The organism is Pseudomonas sp., assembly GCF_002796985.1.
Taxonomy (GTDB): domain Bacteria; phylum Pseudomonadota; class Gammaproteobacteria; order Pseudomonadales; family Pseudomonadaceae; genus Pseudomonas.
Genome location: NZ_PEKX01000009.1, coordinates 16,868 through 34,645 on the forward strand (window position 1 = coordinate 16,868; position 17,778 = coordinate 34,645).

Annotated in this window: 15 protein-coding genes; 9 read left to right on the forward strand and 6 right to left on the reverse strand. The window is 67.0% G+C overall.

All coding sequences use genetic code 11. The features are described 5' to 3' along the window. Positions 1-58 precede the first annotated feature (58 nt). Positions 59-913, reverse strand: coding sequence for an ectoine/hydroxyectoine ABC transporter substrate-binding protein EhuB (gene ehuB, locus CTR55_RS14420; protein WP_296287164.1), 855 nt, complete (start codon positions 911-913; stop codon positions 59-61). 418 nt (positions 914-1,331) lie between these two features. On the opposite strand from ehuB, the gene CTR55_RS14425 reads away from it, so the two are divergent. From CTR55_RS14425 to CTR55_RS14465, 9 genes are all read left to right on the forward strand, one after another. After that, the gene (locus CTR55_RS14425; RefSeq protein ID WP_296287165.1) at positions 1,332-2,726 is read left to right on the forward strand and encodes a PLP-dependent aminotransferase family protein; all 1,395 of its coding nucleotides are present in this window, start codon (positions 1,332-1,334) and stop codon (positions 2,724-2,726) included. Positions 2,727-2,914: 188 nt separating this feature from the next. After that, positions 2,915-3,889 (forward strand): hydroxyectoine utilization dehydratase EutB, encoded by a 975-nt coding sequence (gene eutB, locus CTR55_RS14430; protein ID WP_296287167.1) that lies wholly within the window; start codon positions 2,915-2,917, stop codon positions 3,887-3,889. Further along, positions 3,882-4,874 carry a cyclodeaminase gene (locus tag CTR55_RS14435; RefSeq protein WP_296287168.1) on the forward strand — a complete coding sequence of 331 codons (993 nt, stop codon included), beginning with the start codon at positions 3,882-3,884 and terminating at the stop codon, positions 4,872-4,874. Before eutB ends, CTR55_RS14435 begins: the two co-directional genes overlap by 8 nt. Before the next feature lie 143 nt (positions 4,875-5,017). Further along, a complete protein-coding gene (doeA, locus tag CTR55_RS14440; RefSeq protein WP_296287169.1) occupies positions 5,018-6,208 on the forward strand; it encodes an ectoine hydrolase DoeA in 1,191 nt (396 codons plus the stop codon). A 4-nt stretch (positions 6,209-6,212) separates the two neighbouring features. Next, entirely contained in the window at positions 6,213-7,226 is a 1,014-nt protein-coding gene (gene doeB, locus CTR55_RS14445; protein ID WP_296287170.1) for a N(2)-acetyl-L-2,4-diaminobutanoate deacetylase DoeB, read from the forward strand. An 18-nt stretch (positions 7,227-7,244) separates the two neighbouring features. After that, positions 7,245-7,721, forward strand: a complete 477-nt coding sequence (locus CTR55_RS14450; RefSeq protein WP_296287171.1) for an Lrp/AsnC family transcriptional regulator — start codon at positions 7,245-7,247, stop codon at positions 7,719-7,721. A 472-nt stretch (positions 7,722-8,193) separates the two neighbouring features. Then, positions 8,194-8,841 carry a 7-cyano-7-deazaguanine/7-aminomethyl-7-deazaguanine transporter gene (locus CTR55_RS14455; RefSeq protein WP_296287172.1) on the forward strand — a complete coding sequence of 216 codons (648 nt, stop codon included), beginning with the start codon at positions 8,194-8,196 and terminating at the stop codon, positions 8,839-8,841. A 134-nt stretch (positions 8,842-8,975) separates the two neighbouring features. Then, a complete protein-coding gene (locus CTR55_RS14460) occupies positions 8,976-10,433 on the forward strand; it encodes an NAD-dependent succinate-semialdehyde dehydrogenase (RefSeq protein WP_296287174.1) in 1,458 nt (485 codons plus the stop codon). A 16-nt stretch (positions 10,434-10,449) separates the two neighbouring features. After that, a complete protein-coding gene (locus tag CTR55_RS14465) occupies positions 10,450-11,829 on the forward strand; it encodes an aspartate aminotransferase family protein (RefSeq protein ID WP_296287175.1) in 1,380 nt (459 codons plus the stop codon). A gap of 285 nt (positions 11,830-12,114) precedes the next feature. On the opposite strand, the gene CTR55_RS14470 is transcribed toward CTR55_RS14465, so the two are convergent. The 5 genes from CTR55_RS14470 to fmt form a co-directional block, all read right to left on the reverse strand. Beyond that, positions 12,115-12,432, reverse strand: coding sequence for a tetratricopeptide repeat protein (locus tag CTR55_RS14470; protein WP_296287176.1), 318 nt, complete (start codon positions 12,430-12,432; stop codon positions 12,115-12,117). A gap of 35 nt (positions 12,433-12,467) precedes the next feature. Then, on the reverse strand, positions 12,468-13,919 hold the full coding sequence (locus CTR55_RS14475; protein WP_296287177.1) for a TrkH family potassium uptake protein: 1,452 nt from the start codon (positions 13,917-13,919) through the stop codon (positions 12,468-12,470). A 126-nt stretch (positions 13,920-14,045) separates the two neighbouring features. Further along, on the reverse strand, positions 14,046-15,419 hold the full coding sequence (gene trkA, locus CTR55_RS14480) for a Trk system potassium transporter TrkA (protein ID WP_296287179.1): 1,374 nt from the start codon (positions 15,417-15,419) through the stop codon (positions 14,046-14,048). 45 nt (positions 15,420-15,464) lie between these two features. Next, the gene (gene rsmB, locus CTR55_RS14485; RefSeq protein WP_296287181.1) at positions 15,465-16,775 is read right to left on the reverse strand and encodes a 16S rRNA (cytosine(967)-C(5))-methyltransferase RsmB; all 1,311 of its coding nucleotides are present in this window, start codon (positions 16,773-16,775) and stop codon (positions 15,465-15,467) included. Then, positions 16,772-17,731 carry a methionyl-tRNA formyltransferase gene (gene fmt, locus CTR55_RS14490; protein WP_296287182.1) on the reverse strand — a complete coding sequence of 320 codons (960 nt, stop codon included), beginning with the start codon at positions 17,729-17,731 and terminating at the stop codon, positions 16,772-16,774. The genes rsmB and fmt overlap by 4 nt, the downstream gene beginning before the upstream one ends. Positions 17,732-17,778 lie beyond the last annotated feature (47 nt).

Genomic DNA, 17,778 nt, shown 5'->3' on the forward strand with positions numbered 1-17,778 from the left:
CAGGTTCGACCAAACGGCCAGGCAGGCGCGACCTAGACCAGCGACGCGCCCGGCCCGGTCACTGTTTGCAGAGCTCGGCGGCAGTCTTGTCGGTGACGTTGGAGCGGTCGAAGCCGAACGGCTTGACCGTCGCCAGGTGCTCGGTGCTGCCCAGCCACTGCTTGAGCTGCGCATTCACCGCGTCGCGCAGGTCCTTGTCGTCGGGGCGGAAGGCCAGGGCGCCGTAGCCGATGTGCGACGGGTCATCCTTGAAATCGCTGATGGCTTCCACCGAATCGCCGCCTTTCGCGGCCAGGCCCTTCATGGTCAGCGCGGTGCCGACGCTGGCATCGGCGCGGCCAGCGCGCACGGCCTGCAACTGGGCAGTGGTGTCGGGCACCTGGACGATCTGTTCTTCCGCCACACCCTCGGCGCGGGCGTAACCCAGCTCGGCGGTGCCGGACATGATCGCCAGCTTCACATCCGGGTTGTTCTTCACGTCGGCGTAGCTGTGCAGGTTCTTCGGATTGCCCTTCTTTACCAGCAGCGAATCGGGAATCTGATAGTGCGGGTCGGTGAAGATCACCTGCTGGCAGCGCGGCGGGGTGATGTACATGCCGGCGGCGATCACGTCGAAGCGTCCGGCGCGCAGGCCGGGAATCAGCGCGCCCCATTCGGTCAGCACCGGTTCGATCTTCTTCACGCCCATCTGGGTGAAGATCTGCGTGGCGATCTCCGGGGATTCACCGGTGACCTTGCCGGAAGTCTCGGTGTAGGCGAACGGCGCTTCGTTGGCGTAGCCGATGCGCACGGTGCCAGTGCTCTTGATGCGTTCCAGGGTGGTTTCGGCGTAGCTGCCGGCACTGGCGACGGTACAGGCCAGCAGGGTGCAGGCAAGACTCAGGCGGCGCAGGAAAACAGGGGCGGTACTCATCTTCGGATCTCCTGATCTTCTCTTGCCGAACGCTCATGGCGCGCGGCGATGGATGGCAGGTAGCAATGTCGTACGACTGTTGTTTTTGTAGGTCGGGCCCTGGGCGGGGCCTTCCGAAGTTCTCTCGGCTCTCTCGTTGGCGAGGGAGACAAGCTCGACGCCAGACTAAGGCGGGGTGCCTTGCGGCTGTTCCTGATCGACAACCCCGTGGCGGGAAAAAGCCATCGTCGCGACGAACGCATCCGCAGGTTTTTTCTGCGCGGGCCTGACAATGCGGCTCGATGTACGGTTCGATGTCCTGTTGGTGTCCTGCGCCCGAGCATACAAAAGGCTCGGAAGAGTCGACATTGCACTAGGACAATTGCCGCCAGTGTGCCGGTCCGTCACTCTGAGTGCCTGACCAGACGGAGCGCTGAAGATGGAAGCCTGGCGTCGCGCCCTGGCCGACCTGCGGGTCGGCGAATCCAAGTACAAGACCCTGGTGCAGGCGATTGCCGGCGACATCGAGCAGGGCCGCCTGAGCGACGGCCAGCGCCTGCCGCCGCAGCGCCACATGGCCGATGGCCTGGGCATCAGCGTGCAGACCGTGACCAACGCCTACAAGGAACTGGAGCGCCAGGGCCTGGTGCGTTGCGAGGTGGGCCGCGGCAGTTTCGTCTCGCGGCGGATGACCGAGGGCATGGCCCATTACATGGTGGACCACCCCGAGCGCGCGCTGGTGGACTTCTCCATCGCCAGCATCGTCCACACCCGCGAACACGATCGTCTGTGGCAGGACACCTGCCGTGAGTTGGCGCAGGAAACCGACCAGCCGTGGATGCGCGCCTGCCGCCCGGTGGCCGGCTTCGACGCGCACCGCGACGCCGGCGTGCAATGGCTGGCGCAGCTGGGCCTCAAGCGCGAGCGCGATGACGTGCTGATCACCAATGGAGCCGCCCACGGCATCTTCCTCGCCCTGGCGTCGCTGGCGGGGCCGGACGACGTGGTGCTCTGCGAGCAACTCACCGACCACGGCGTGATCGGCAATTCCCAGGTGCTCGGCTTCACCCTGAAGGGCGTGGAGATCGACAAGGAAGGCATCGACCCGGAGCACTTCGAAGACCTCTGCGCCAACGAGCGCATCACCGCGCTGGTGTGCACGCCCAACCTGAACAACCCCACCTCGTGCCTGATGCCCGACACGCGCCGCCGCGAGATCGCCGCCATTGCCCAGCGCTATGGCGTGTACGTGATCGAGGACGACGTCTATGGCCCGCTGCTTGGTGAACGCCGCCTGCCGCCGCTCAGCCACTACCTGCCGGACCTGTCGTTCTACTGCACCAGCTTCACCAAGAGCGTACTCACCGGCCTGCGCATCGGCTACCTGGCCATGCCGCGACGGCTGGCGCTGCGCACCGAGAGCATCCTGCGGGTGAACAGCTGGATGGCCACGCCGCTGCTGGCGGAAGTGGCGGCGCGCTGGATCCACAATGGCAACGCCCAGGCGCTGATTGGTCTGCAGCGCCGGGTGCTGGAGAAGCGCCAGGGGCTGGTGCGGGACTTTCTCGGCGAGTATCTGCAGGGGTGTGATCCGCATTCGCTGAGCGCCTGGATCGGCATCCCCGAACACTGGGAACTGGACAGCCTGGTGCGCGAGCTGCGCCACCGGCATATCGCCGTGACGCCGCCCGATCCCTTCATGGTGCGCGGCACGCCGCGACCGCGCGCGGTGCGCTTGTGCATGGGCGCGGAGTGCAGTGACGAGCGCATGGCCAGCGCCCTGGAAGACATGCGCGAGCTGTTCGGGCAGTACCCGAAGATCCACGATTTCTGACGCCGGATTCTCCCTGTAGGAGCGAGCTTGCTTGCGAACGGATTTCCCGGCGGCGCAGGCGCTGGGCCGGTTCGCGAGCAAGCTCGCTCCTACGAAAAGCCTCTCTGCGAAATACATCGTCCTAGTACATTCATCGCGACAATTTCCCACCCCTACACTCGGCCCCACTGCATTCTCTGGAGGCCGAGATGGAGCCGATTCCCCTCATCGAGCTGTACCGCGCACGCCAGCGCATCCAGGGTCTGGTGCGGCAGACGCCGCTGGAGCATTCGCCCAGCCTGTCGCGCCTGCTCGGCGCGCCGGTGTACCTGAAGCTCGAATCGCTGCAGATCACCGGCAGCTTCAAGCTGCGCGGCGCGAGCAACTCGATTGCCCAGCTCAGCGATGAGCAGAAGGCCAAGGGTGTGGTCGCCGCCTCCACCGGCAACCACGGCCGCGCGCTTGCCCATGCCGCGCGCATGCTCGGCGTGCCCGCCACCATCTGCCTGTCGCAGTTGGTGCCGGCGAACAAGGTCCAGGCGATCCGCGAGCTGGGCGCCGAGGTGCGCATCGTTGGCCACAGCCAGGACGACGCCCAGGCCGAAGCCGAACGGATTGCCCGCGAGCAGGGCGCGGCGCTGCTGCCGCCCTTCGATCACCCGCAGATCATCGCTGGCCAGGGCACCCTCGGCCTGGAAATCCTCGAACAGTTGCCGGACGTGCGCCAGGTACTGGTACCGCTTTCCGGTGGCGGCCTGTTCGGCGGCGTGGCGCTGGCGCTCAAGCAGGTCGACCCGACTATCCGCGTGCACGGCATCAGCATGCGTCGTGGCGCCGCCATGGCTGCCAGTCTCGCCGCTGGCCACCCGGTGGAAGTGGAAGAGCTGCCGACCCTGGCCGACTCCCTTGGTGGCGGCATCGGCCTGGACAACCGCTACACCTTCGTCCTGGCCCGCGACTACTGCGACCAACTGCACCTGCTCGACGAGCCCTCCATCGCCGCCGGTATCCGTCACGCCTACCGCGAGGAGCGGCAAGTGGTGGAAGGCGCCGCCGCCGTTGGCATCGCCGCCCTCCTAGACGGCCTGATCGCCCCGGTCGGCCCGGTGGTGGTGATCGTCAGCGGCCGCAACATCGCCATCGAACAACACCAACAAGTCCTCGAGGAAACCGCCCATGGCTGACGTCACCCTGCTCAGCGAAGCCGACCTGCGCGCCTGTGTGGCGATCGACCGGGAGAGCCTAGACGCCGTCGAACAGGCCTTCCGCCTGCTCGCTACCGCGCCGGTGGCGATGCCGCCGATCCTTCGCCTGGACGTGCCCGAGCACAACGGCGAAGTCGACGTGAAGACTGCCTACCTGCCCGGCCTGCCGCGCTTCGCCATCAAGGTCAGCCCCGGCTTCTTCGACAACCCCAAGCTCGGCCTGCCCAGCCTCAACGGCATGATGATGCTGCTCTCCTCGCGCACCGGCCTGCTCGACGCGCTGTTGCTGGACAACGGCTACCTCACCGCCGTGCGCACCGCTTGCGCCGGCGCGGTGGCGGCCAAGTGGCTGGCCCGCGAGGACTCGCGTCAGGTCGCACTGATCGGCGCTGGCGAACAGGCGCGGCTGCAGCTCAAGGCGTTGTGCCTGGTGCGGCCTATCGAAGCCGCCAGCGTCTGGGCGCGGGACATCGCCAAGGCGCGGCAATGCGCGCAGGAACTGAGCACCAGCCTGGGCATCGCGGTCAGCGCTTGCGCGAGCATCGACGAGGCCCTGGAAGGTGCCGACATCGCCATCACCAGCACGCCCAGCCGTGAGCCGCTGATCCAGAAGAAGCACCTGCGCCCCGGCCTGCACATCACCGCCATGGGCTCGGACGCCGAGCACAAGAACGAGATCGCCGCCGACGCCCTGGCGGCGGTGGACAGCTACGTCGCCGACCGCCTCAGCCAGACCCTGGTGCTGGGCGAGCTGCACCACGCGCTGGAGGCTGGCTGCGTACGGCCGGACGCCGACTTTGCCGAGTTGGGCCAGATCATCGCCGGGCAGCGCGAAGGCCGCCGCCGCGCCGAAGACATCACGCTCTGCGACCTCACCGGCACCGGCGCGCAGGACACCGCCATCGCCGGCCTGGCCTTCCAGCGGGCGCAGCGGATGGGCAAGGGATTCAAGTTTCATAGCTGAACATTCGACTCCGTTTCACGCAGGACAAACACCCTGTAGGAGCGAGCTTGCTCGCGAACGGATTCTCCATCAGCGCCGCTGCTGGGCGGGTTCGCGAGCAAGCTCGCTCCTACAAAAAACAAAAGCCGAGAGAGGATTTCCGCATGTCCGAAATCGTCGTCAACCTCCCCTTCAGCCGGGAGGAATACGCCCAGCGGATCGCCAAGGTCCGCGCCAGCATGCAACAGCGCGGCATCGAACTGCTGCTGGTTACCGACCCGTCGAACATGGCCTGGCTCACCGGCTATGACGGCTGGTCCTTCTACGTGCACCAGTGCGTACTGCTGGCGCTGGATGGCGAGCCGGTCTGGTTCGGTCGCGGCCAGGATGCCAACGGCGCGCGGCGCACGGTGTTCATGCAGGCGGACAACATCGTCGGCTACCCCGACCACTACGTGCAGTCCACCGAGCGCCACCCGATGGACTATCTGTCCCGCGAGGTCATCGCCGCGCGCGGCTGGGCGAATAAAAGCATCGGCGTGGAGATGGACAACTACTACTTCAGCGCCGCCGCCTTCCGCTCGCTGCAGGCCAACCTGGGGGGCGCGAAGTTCATCGACGCCACCGCCCTGGTGAATTGGCAGCGCGCGGTGAAATCGCCGCGCGAGATCGAGTACATGCGCATCGCCGCGCGCATCGTCGAAAAGATGCACGCGCACATCGTCGAGCGCATCGAACCGGGCATGCGCAAGAACGAGCTGGTGGCGGAGATCTACAGCACCGGCATCCTCGGTGCCGATGGCCACGGCGGCGACTACCCGGCCATCGTCCCGCTGCTGCCCACCGGCGCCGATGCCAGCGCGCCGCACCTGACCTGGGACGACACGCCTTTCGAGCGTGGCGCCGGCACCTTCTTCGAGATCGCCGGCTGCTACAAGCGCTACCACTGCCCGCTGTCGCGCACGGTGTTCCTGGGCAAGCCGCCCAAGCACTTCCTCGACGCGGAAAAGGCCGTGGTCGAAGGCATCGCCGCCGGCCTGGACGCCGCCAAGCCCGGCAACACTACCGGTGATATCGCCCGCGCGTTCTTCGGCGTGCTGGAGAAGTTCGGCATCCACAAGGACAGCCGCTGCGGCTACCCCATCGGTATCAGCTACCCGCCGGACTGGGGCGAACGCACCATGAGCCTGCGCCCGAGCGACAACAGCGTGCTCGAACCGGGCATGACCTTCCACTTCATGCCCGGCCTGTGGATGGACGACTGGGGCCTGGAGATCACCGAAAGCATCCTCATCACCGAACGCGGAGTGGAGACCTTCTGCGACTACCCGCGCCAGCTGTTCGTGAAGGAGTGAGCAGATGACCCTGCGTGATGATCCAATACGTGAAAGTCCGATATCCGCCAGTGTCGATTTCCAGCGCGACGGCGTGCAGCACGGCCACCTCAAGCTGCCCTACTCGCGGGACGACTCGGCCTGGGGAGCGGTGATGATCCCGATCTGCGTGGTGAAGAACGGCGACGGCCCCAGCGCACTGCTCACCGGCGGCAACCATGGCGACGAATACGAAGGCCCGGTGGCGCTCAGCCGCCTGGCTCAGAAGTTGCGTGCCGAAGACGTGCGCGGCCGGGTCATCATCGTGCCGTTCATGAACACCCCGGCGTTTCATGCCGGCAAGCGCACCTCGCCCATTGATGCCGGCAACCTCAACCGCAGCTTCCCCGGCCGCCCTGACGGCACGGTGACGCAGAAGATCGCCGACTATTTCCAGCGCACCCTGCTGCCAATGGCGGACGTGGTGCTGGATATCCACTCCGGCGGCCGCACCCTGGACTTCCTGCCCTTCGCCGCCTGCCATGTGCTGCCGGACAAGGCCCAGCAGGCAGCCAGCGAGGCGCTGATGCGCGCCTTTGCCGCGCCCTATGCCATGCGCATGCTGGAACTGGACGCAGTGGGCATGTACGACAGCGCCGCCGAGGAGCAGGGCAAGCTGTTCGTCACCACCGAACTGGGTGGCGGCGGCAGCAGCAGCGCGCGCACCGTGGCCATCGCCCGGCGCGGCGTGCGCAATCTGCTGGTGCAAGCCGGCATCCTGCGCGGCGAAGTGGAGCCGGCGAACTCGGTGATGCTCGACATGCCCGATGGTGACTGCTTCGTCGCCAGCGAGCACAGCGGCCTGCTGGAGATGTGCCGTGACCTGGGCGAGCGAGTCGAACGCGGCGAGGTGCTGGCGCGGGTTCACGATGTGCTGCGCACCGGTGCGATTCCGGTGGAGTACCGCGCCAAGCGCAGCGGCATCCTTGCCGCGCGACACTTTCCCGGCCTGGTGCAGAGTGGCGACACCCTCGCGGTGGTCGCCGAGGTGCTCGGCTGAGCCGCGCGGGAGGCAGCGATGATCAAGCTCGACCGTTATGACCTGAAGATCCTGCGCATCCTCGCCGGCGACGGGCGCATCACCAAGTCGAGCCTGGCCGAGGCGATCAACCTCTCGGTCAGCCCGGCCTGGGAGCGCGTACGCAAGCTGGAGGAGGCCGGGCTGATCAAGGGCTACCGCGCGCAGATCGACTGGCCGGCGCTGTTCAAGCAGCAGCAGGTTCTGGTGGAGATCACCCTGGCGCGCCACACCGCGCAGGACATGAAGCGCTTCGAACAGCGTCTGCAGCAGGCGCCGGAAGTGGGCTTCTGCTACGCCACCGGCGGCGGGGTGGACTACATCGCGATGATCCAGGCGCGGGATATCGACCACTACCAGCGCTTCATCGACCAGTTGCTGCTGGAGGACGTGGGCATCGAGCGTTACTTCACCTACATCGTCACCAAGGTGATCAAGACGCTGGATGCGGCGATTCCCGCTGAGGCGCTGGAGTAGAGCTTTTTGTAGGGCGAATAACCTGGAACAGGTTATCCGCCGTTTCCCGTGCGGCGGATAACGCTGGCGCGTTATGCGCCCACGACGTAACGCCTTGTAGGAGCGAGCTTGCTCGCGAACCCGCCCCGCGCCGATCCTGCGGAGGCAGGAGCCGAGCTCTGCGTAGGGCGAATAACCTGGAACAGGTTATCCGCCGTTTCCCGTACGGCGGATAACGCTGGCGCGTTATGCGCCCACGACGTAACGCCTTGTAGGAGCGAGCTTGCTCGCGAACCCGGCTAGCGCCGATGCGGCCGGAAAATCTGTTCGCGAGCAAGCTCGCTCCTACAGGTGCCCTGGGTCTCGTGCCGAAGCTGAACAAAATTTGCTCAACAAATCCTGACTTCCCGGTCCGGATCGTATACAATGCGCGCCGCTCGGCATGGTGCCGGGCATGGGTTCCCTCACCCCATCGACGAAAAAGGCCCAAAGCATGTCGGCATCCCTTCCGGCGGCAAGGCGCGGCGCACTCGCCGGCCTGGTCGCGTTCCACATCCTGATCATCATCGCCAGCAACTACCTGGTGCAGCTGCCAATGACCCTGTTTGGCTGGCACACCACCTGGGGCGCGTTCAGCTTCCCGTTCATCTTCCTGGCCACCGACCTCACCGTCCGCCTGCTCGGCAAACGCCCGGCGCGGCTGGTCATCGCGCGGGTGATGATCCCGGCGCTGCTGGCTTCCTACCTGATCTCGGTGGTGTTCCAGGAAGGCGCCTTCCACGGCTTCGCCGCCCTGGGCGAATTCAACACCTTCGTCGCGCGGATTTCCCTGGCCAGCTTCCTCGCCTACGTGTTCGGCCAGATCCTCGACATCCAGGTCTTCGACCGCCTGCGCCGCATGCGCCAGTGGTGGATCGCCCCGGTGGTCTCGACCCTGTTCGGCAACCTGCTGGACACCTTCACCTTCTTCTCCATCGCCTTCTGGCACAGCGAAAACCCGTTCATGGCCGAGCACTGGGTGGAGATCGCCTGGGTCGACTATGGCGTGAAGCTGGCGGTCATGCTGATGCTCTTCGTGCCGCTCTACGGCATGCTGCTCAGCGCCATCACCCGCAACCTGCGCCGCGCCGCCACGGCCTGACACCACCCGAAAAAGCCCAACAGCGGCGGCAGAACTGCGAAAAGATTTGCCGCCACCCTCCCCCGCTTAGGAAAAAACCGCGCGCCCCCGACCCCTAGCATGGACTCCATGCCAACCGTCCGGGAGACGCCGCCATGTCCTTCGCCCATCCGCTGCTGTTCAAGTCGCTCTGCTATGTGAACGGCCACTGGCTGCACAGCGCCAGTGGCGCCAGCATCGCCGTCGACAACCCCGCCACCCGCGAAATCATCGGCCACGTGCCGCTGCTCGACCGCGAGCAGATCGTCAGCGCGGTGGACGCTGCCGCCACTGCTTTCCCTGCCTGGCGCGCTCACACCCTGGATGAGCGTGGCGCGTTGCTGCGCCGCTGGGCCGAGCTGATCCTTCAGCACCGCGACGACCTCGCGCAGATCCTCAGCCTGGAACAGGGCAAGCCGCTCGCCGAAGCCCTCGGCGAGATCGACTATGCCGCCAGCTTCATCCCCTGGTTCGCCGAGGAAGCGCGGCGGCTGAACGGCCGCAACATCCCCAGCCATATCCCCAACGCGCACCTGGGCACGCTGGTCGAGCCGGTGGGCGTTGCCGCGCTGCTGACGCCGTGGAACTTCCCCTCGGCGATGATCACCCGCAAGGCCGCCGCCGCCTTGGCCGCCGGCTGCACGGTGGTGGTCAAACCGGCCCACGAGACGCCCTACTCCGCCTTCGCCCTGGCGCAACTGGCGGAAGAAGCCGGCTTCCCTGCCGGTGTGTTCAACGTGGTGCTCGGCGAGCCGCAAATGGCCATGGAAACCCTGGTTGGCGACAGCCGCGTGCGTGCCGTGAGCTTCACCGGCTCGACCCGCGTGGGGAAGCTTGTCCTGCAAGCAGCCGCCCAGGACGTGAAGAAAGTCGCCCTGGAGCTGGGCGGCAACGCGCCCTTCATCGTGCTGCCCGACGCCGATCTGGAACAGGCGGTGCAGTTCGCCATCGACGCCAAGTTCCAGACCTCCGGGCAGGACTGCTGCGCGGCCAACCGCCTCCTGGTCGCCCGCGAACTCTATGAGCCCTTCGTCCAGCGATTTGCCCGCGCGGTACGCGAGTTGCGCGTCGGCCCGGCCAGCGATTCACGCAGCCAGATCGGCCCGCTGATGCACCAGGGCGCCTTCGATGTCACCTGCGAGCGTGTGCAGGACGCCATCGCCCAGGGCGCGCGCCTGCTCGTCGGCGGCGAGCCCCACGCCCTCGGTGGCTGGTTCCATCAACCCACCGTGCTGGCCGACGTCACCCCGCAGATGCGCATCTGGCGCGAAGAGAACTTCGCGCCGATTGCCGGGGTGAGCGCTTACGACGGCCTGGACGAAGCCGTCCGGCAGGCCAACGACACCGAGTACGGCCTGGCTGCCTACCTTTGTGGTCAGCGCCTGGACCACCTCTGGCCGCTGATGCGGCGCCTGGAGTTCGCCATGGTGGCGGTCAACGGCGCCAAGTTCACCGGCCACCCCATTCCCTTCGGCGGCACGAAGGCTTCGGGCCTGGGCCGCGAGGGCGGCAGCGAAGGCTTCGAGCCCTTCGTCGAAACCAAGTACTTCGCCTTGCACCACGGCGCCATCTGACCGGGAGACCATCACCATGACCGACTACGCCAAGCTGTTCGAGGAAGACCGCGCGCATTTCATGCACCCCTCGACCCACGCCCACGATCACGCCAGCGGCGCGCTGCCGGGGCGGATCATCACCGGCGCCTCCGGCGTGCGCATCCGTGACCACCAGGGCCGCGAGCTGCTCGACGCCTTCGCCGGGCTGTACTGCGTGAACATCGGCTACGGCCGCACCGAAGTCGCCGATGCGATCCATGAGCAGGCCAAGCAACTGGCCTACTACCACACCTACGTGGGCCACGCCTCCGAGGCGATCATCGAGCTGTCCGCGCGGATCATCCGCGACTGGGCGCCGGCGGGCATGAAGAAGGTCTACTACGGCCTCTCCGGCTCCGACGCCAACGAGACCCAGGTCAAGCTGGTGCGCTACTACAACAACGTGCTCGGCCGGCCGCAGAAGAAGAAGATCATCTCCCGCGAGCGCGGCTACCACGGCTCGGGCATCGTCACCGGCAGCCTCACCGGGCTGGCCAGCTTCCATCAGCATTTCGACCTGCCGGTGGAAGGCGTCAAGCACACCCTTTGCCCGCACTTCTACAAGGCTCCGGCCGGCATGGACGAAGCCACCTTCGTGCGCCACTGCGCCCAGGAGCTGGAGAACCTGATCCTCGCCGAAGGTCCGGATACCGTGGCTGCCTTCATCGGTGAACCGCTGATGGGCACCGGCGGCATCATCGTCCCACCCAAGGGCTACTGGGAGGCGATCCAGGCGGTGCTGGCGAAGTACGATGTGCTGCTGATCGCCGACGAAGTGGTCTGCGCCTTCGGCCGGGTCGGCGACAAGATGGGCAGCCAGCGCTACGGCATGCGCCCGGACCTGATCACCACCGCGAAGGGCCTGACCAGTGCCTATGCGCCGCTGTCCGCGGTGATCGTCGGCGAGAAGGTGTGGGATGTGATCGACAGCGCGTCGAGCCGCGAAGGCGCCATGGGCCACGGCTGGACCTACTCCGGCCACCCGATCTGCGCGGCGGCGGCGCTGGCCAACCTGAACATCCTCGAACGGGAAAACATCACTGCCAATGCGGCGGAGGTTGGCGGTTACCTCAACCAGCAACTGCGCCAGGCTTTCGAGGGCCACCCGCTGGTGGGCGAGGTGCGTGGCGACGGCATGCTGGCGGCGCTGGAGTTCATGGCCGACCGTGAGGCGCGGACGCCTTTCGACCCGGCGCTGAAGGTCGGCCCGAAAGTCTCGGCGGCCTGTCTGGAACGCGGCATGATCGCCCGCGCCATGCCCCACGGCGACATTCTCGGCTTCGCCCCGCCGCTGGTGCTGACCCGCGCGGAGGCGGATGAAGTCGTCGGCATCGCCAAGGCGGCGGTGGATGCGGTGGCCAGCGAGGTTCTGTAGCGGCTCCTCGTAGGAGCGGATTCATCCGCGATGTACCACCGGCCAGCTCGGAGCGGCCGGGAATCGATCGCGGACGAAGTCCGCTCCTACGCCCCTGACACCATGATCAGACCGTAGGGCGCATAACGCGTCAGCGTTATCCGCCGCGAGGCAATCGGCGCATAACCCGTTCCGGGTTATGCGCCCTACGGTCCTGCCACGAGAGGTTCGCGAGCAAGGGCTAGGCGCCCCCCTCGGTCCTACAAGTAATCCCGTCCTTCGAGGCAGGCGGATGAAAAAGGGCGCTTATGCGCCCTTGGCTTTGTCCAGCTTGCGCAGGAACACCGTCATCTCCTTCTCCGCCTGCTTGTCGCCGTGGGCTTGTGCGGCGGCGAGGCCGTCGGTCCAGGCCATGCGCGCGCCGTCGAGGTCACCTGCGCTCTGCAGTGCCTTGCCCAGCAGCTTCCAGGCGGCGGAATACTTCGGGTCCTGTTCCACGCAACGGCGCAGGTGCTCGGCGGCCTTTGCGGCATCGCCGGCATCCAGATAACCCTTGCCCAGGCCGAAGCGCAGCAGTGGGTTGTCTACGCCCTTGGCGAGCATCTTTTCCAGCGAGTCGATCATGGCGGGCCTCCGGTTACGTCGCCCGTCATTGTGCCTCAACTGCGCCAGAACGCGGGCGTCAGCAGGATCAGCAGGGAGAACACCTCCAGCCGTCCGAGCACCATCGCCAGGCTCAGCACCAGCTTGGCGCTGGCCGGCAGGCTGCCGTAGTGCACCGCGGCTTCGCCCAGCGCCGGGCCCAGGTTGTTCAGGCAGGAGGCGAGCGTGGAGAACGCGGTGAGCTGGTCTACGCCCAGGGCCAGCAGCACCAGCATCAGGGTCACGAAGGTCAGCAGGTAGATCGAGAAGAACGCCCACACCGACTCAACCACGCGGTCGGGCACCGTGCGCCGGCCCAGCTTCACCAGGAATACCCCGTTGGGGTGCAGCAGGCGCAGGAACTCGCGCATGCCCTGGCGGTATACCAGCAGCATACGCATCACCTTCATGCCGCCGCCGGTGGAGCCGGCACAGGCGCCGATGAAGGTGCTGTACAGCAGTAGGTAGGGCAACAGGGTCGGCCAGGTGCTGAAGTCGGCGAGGCCGAAACCGGTGGTGGTTGCCACCGAAATCACCATGAACGCGGCGTAGCGGATCGACTGCAGGGGGGAGTCGTAGTGATGCTTGAGGATCAGCGTCGTTGCGGTGATCAGGAACAGCACCAGCAGGATGCCCAGGTAGGCGCGGCACTCCGGGTCTTTCAGGTAGTGGCGCAGGCTGCGCCGGCGCCAGGCGAGGAAGTGCAGGCTGAAGTTGATCCCCGAGACCACCAGGAAGGTCATGCAAATCAGCTCGATCAGCGGGCTGTCGAAGTAGGCGATGCTGGCGTCGTGGGTAGAGAAGCCGCCAATGGCGATGGTCGAGAAGCTATGGCCGATGGCGTCAAAAGCGTTCATTCCGGCCGCCCAGTAGGCCAGCGCGCAGGCCAGGGTGAGGCCGCAATAGAGGAACCACAGGGTCTTGGCCGTATCGGCGATGCGCGGCGAGAGCTTGTGGTCCTTCAGCGGGCCGGGCATTTCCGCACGGTACAGCTGCATGCCGCCGACGCCGAGCATCGGCATCACCGCCACCGCCAGCACGACGATGCCCATGCCCCCCAGCCATTGCAGCTGCTGGCGGTAGTAGAGGATCGCGTGGGGCAGCGAATCGAGCCCGGTCAGCACGGTGGCGCCGGTGGTGGAGAGCCCCGAGAAGGACTCGAACAGTGAGTCGACCACGCCCATGTGCGGCACACCCGAGAGGGCGAAGGGCAAGGCGCCGAAAGAGCCAAGCACGATCCAGAACAGCGCCGTCACCAGGTAACCGTCGCGGATGCGCAAGTCCTGCTTGTGCTGGCGACACGGCCACCAGATGGCGAAGCCGGTCAGCAGCGTGAGCAGGAATGACAGCGCGAAGGGCACCCAGGCGCGCTCGGCGTAATGAAGATCCACGAGCAGCGGTGGCAGATGCGTGGCGCTGAACAGCATCAGCAGCACGCCGAGGATTCGACCGATGGAGGAGTAGCGCATGACCGGAGGCAGACAAGCTGAAACAGGCCGTGCAGGGTCGCAGGGGAGGGTGGGCGGCGCAGTAGGACCTGTCTGAAACCGCCTCGGAATTAACTGGCAAGGCCGCCCTGCGGCGGCCCTTGGCGACTAGAAGAAGGTCAAGCCGGCCTGGAACAGCCGTTCGACGTCGCGGATGCGCTTCTTGTCCACCACGAAGAGGATCACGTGGTCGCCGGATTCGATCGTCGTCTCGCCGTGGGCGATCAGTACGTCGTCGTTGCGGATCACCGCGCCGATGGTGGTGCCTGGCGGCAGGTGCACGTCATTGATCTTGCGCCCGATCACCTTGCTCGACTTGGCATCGCCGTGGGCGACCACCTCGATGGCCTCGGCGGCGCCCCGGCGCAGCGAGTGCACGCTTTCGATGTCGCCGCGGCGCACGTGGGTCAGCAGGGTGCCGATGGTGGCCAGCTGTGGGCTGATGGCGATGTCGATATCGCCGCTCTGCACCAGGTCCACGTAGGCCGGGTTGTTGATCAGCGTCATCACCTTGCGTGCGCCCAGGCGCTTGGCCAGCAGCGAGGACATGATGTTGGCCTCGTCATCGTTGGTCAGGGCGAGGAACAGGTCGGTGTCGCCGATGTTCTCCTCCAGCAGCAGGTCGCGGTCCGAGGCGCTGCCCTGCAGCACGATGGCGCTGTCCAGGCTGTCGGAGAGGTGCCGGCAGCGCGCCGGGTTCATCTCGATGATCTTCACCTGGTAGCGGCTCTCGATGGCCTCGGCCAGGCGCTCGCCGATGTTGCCGCCGCCGGCGATGATGATCCGCTTGTAGCTGTCCTCGAGCCGGCGCATCTCGCCCATCACCGCACGGATGTGGGCCTTGGCGGCGATGAAGAACACCTCGTCGTCGGCCTCGATCACCGTGTCGCCCTGGGGAATGATCGGCCGGTTGCGCCGGTAGATCGCCGCCACGCGGGTATCGGCGTTGGGCATGTGCTCGCGCAGTTGGCGCAGCTCCTGGCCCACCAGCGGGCCGCCGTAGTAGGCGCGGATGCCCACCAGCTGCGCCTTGCCCTCGGCGAAGTCGATTACCTGCAGGGCGCCGGGGTATTCCACCAGGCGCTTGATGTAGTTGGTCACCACCTGCTCGGGGCTGATCAGCACGTCGACCGGAATCGCCTCGTTGTCGAACAACCCGGTGCGGGTCAGGTACGCCGCCTCGCGCACGCGGGCGATGCGGGTGGGGGTGTTGAACAGGGTATAGGCGACCTGGCAGGCCACCATGTTCACCTCGTCACTGTTGGTCACCGCCACCAGCATGTCGGCGTCGTCGGCACCGGCCTGGCGCAGCACAGTGGGGAACGAGGCCTTGCCGTGGACGGTGCGGATGTCCAGGCGGTCGTTGAGATCGCGCAGGCGTTCGCCGTCGGTATCGACGACGGTGATGTCGTTGGCTTCGCTGGCGAGGTGCTCGGCCAGCGTGCCGCCGACCTGGCCGGCACCGAGGATGATGATCTTCATGGAGCAGAGTGCTTTCCGTTTCGATCCGTAGGGAGTCGGCGCCTGTTACTTGGCCGAAATCTTGATCAGCTTGGCATAGTAGAAACCGTCATGCCCGCCGGGCTGCGGCAGCAGCTGGCGGCCGTGGGGCTGCTTGAGACCCCAGGGGCCGGGCAGGTCCAGCTCGCGGGCGCCGGGGGTGCGACCGAGGAACGCGGCGATCTGCTCGCTGTTCTCCTGCGGCATCACCGAGCAGGTCGCGTAGACCATCACGCCGCCCACTTCGAGGGTCGCCCACAGCGCATCGAGCAATTCGCCCTGCAGCTGCGCCAGGGCTTCGATGTCCTCGGCGGTGCGGGTCAGCTTGATGTCCGGATGGCGGCGGATCACCCCGGTGGCGGAACACGGCGCGTCCAGCAGGATGCGCTGGAAGGCCTTGCCGTCCCACCATTTGGCGGTGTCGCGGGCGTCGGCGGCGAACAGTTCGGCCGAAAGCTGCAGGCGGGCGAGGTTCTCGCGGACGCGCACCAGGCGGCTTTCTTCCAGGTCCACGGCGACCACGCCGGCCAGGGCGGGCTCGGCCTCCAGCAGGTGGCAGGTCTTGCCGCCGGGGGCGCAACAGGCGTCCAGCACGCGCTGGTTCGGAGCCAGTTCCAGCAGGTCGGCGGCCAGTTGCGCGGCCTCGTCCTGCACGCTGACGCGACCTTCGGCGAAGCCCGGCAGCTCGCGCACATCGCACGGTTGCACAAGATTGATGCCGTCGCGGCTGAACTCGCAGGCCGTCGACTCGAAGCCGACGCGGTTCAGTTCTTCCAGATAAGCATCGCGGCTGCCGTGGCGGCGGTTCACCCGCAGGGTCATCGGCGGGTGCGCGTTGTTGGCGGCGCAGATGGCTTCGAACTGCTCCGGCCAGGACTTCTTCAGTGCCTTCTGCAGCCAGCGCGGGTGTGCCAGGCGCGCGGCCGGGTCCTTGTCGACCTCGGCCAACAGGGTGTCGCTCTCGCGCTGGGCGCGGCGCAGCACAGCGTTGAGCAGGCCCTTGGCCCACGGCTTCTTCAGCTTGTCCGCGCAGCCGACGGTCTCGCCAATGGCGGCGTGCGCGGGAATGCGGGTGTAGAGCAACTGGTACAGGCCGACCAGCAGCAGGGCCTCGACGTCACGGTCGCCGGCCTTGAACGGCTTCTGCAGCAGGCGCGCGGCAAGCGTGGACAGGCGCGGCTGCCAGCGGGCGCTGCCGAAGGCCAGTTCCTGCACCAGGCCACGGTCGCGCGGCTCGACGTTCTCCATCTGGGTCGGCAGCGAGCTGCCCAGCGAAGCGCGGCCGGCGAGCACGGCGGCCAGCGCGCGGGCCGCCGCCAGGCGGGGATTGGTACTCATTGGCCCTGCCCTTGCTGGCCCAGCACCTGGCCGGCGGCGAACTGCTCGCGGCGGCTGTTGAACAGGTCGGCGAAGGCCAGCGGCTTGCCGCCGGGCAGTTGCAGGCGGGTCAGCAGCAGCGCGCCTTCACCGCAGGCGACCAGCAGGCCGTCGCGGCTGGCGTCGAGGATCTTGCCGGGCTCGCCCTTGCCCTGCGCCGGCTTGGCGCCGAGCACTTTCAGCGCGGCTTCACCCAGGATGGTGTGGCAGACCGGCCAAGGGGTGAAGGCGCGGATGCGGCGCTCCAGCTCGTCGGCCGGGCGCGACCAGTCGATGCGCGCCTCTTCCTTGTTCAACTTGTGCGCATAGGTGGCCAGGGCGTCGTCCTGCACTTCGCCCTTGAGCGTGCCGGCGGCGAGGCCGGCAATGGCCTCGACCACGGCTTTGGGGCCGAGCTCGGCGAGGCGGTCGTGCAGGCTGCCACCGGTGTCTTCGGCGGAAATCGGCGTGCTGACCTTGAGCAGCATCGGCCCGGTATCCAGGCCCGCTTCCATCTGCATCACGGTCACGCCGCTCTCGGCGTCGCCTGCTTCCACCGCGCGCTGGATCGGCGCAGCGCCGCGCCAGCGCGGCAGCAGGGATGCGTGGCTGTTGATGCAGCCCAGGCGCGGGATATCCAGCACCACCTGCGGCAGGATCAACCCGTAGGCCACCACCACCATCAGGTCCGGTTTGAGCGCGGCCAGCTCCGCCTGGGCAGCCGGGTCGCGCAGGGTCGGCGGTTGCAGGACGGTCAGGCCGTTCTCCAGGGCGAGCTGCTTGACCGGGCTGGGCATCAGCTTCTGCCCGCGCCCGGCCGGGCGGTCCGGCTGGGTGTAGACGGCCACCAGTTCGTGGGGGCCATTCAGCAGGGCCTTGAGGTGTTCGGCGGCGAATTCCGGGGTGCCGGCGAAGACGATGCGCAGTGCTTGGCTCATTTTCGAACTCACAAAAAACAAAAGGCTTGCCGGGGCAAGCCTTTGGG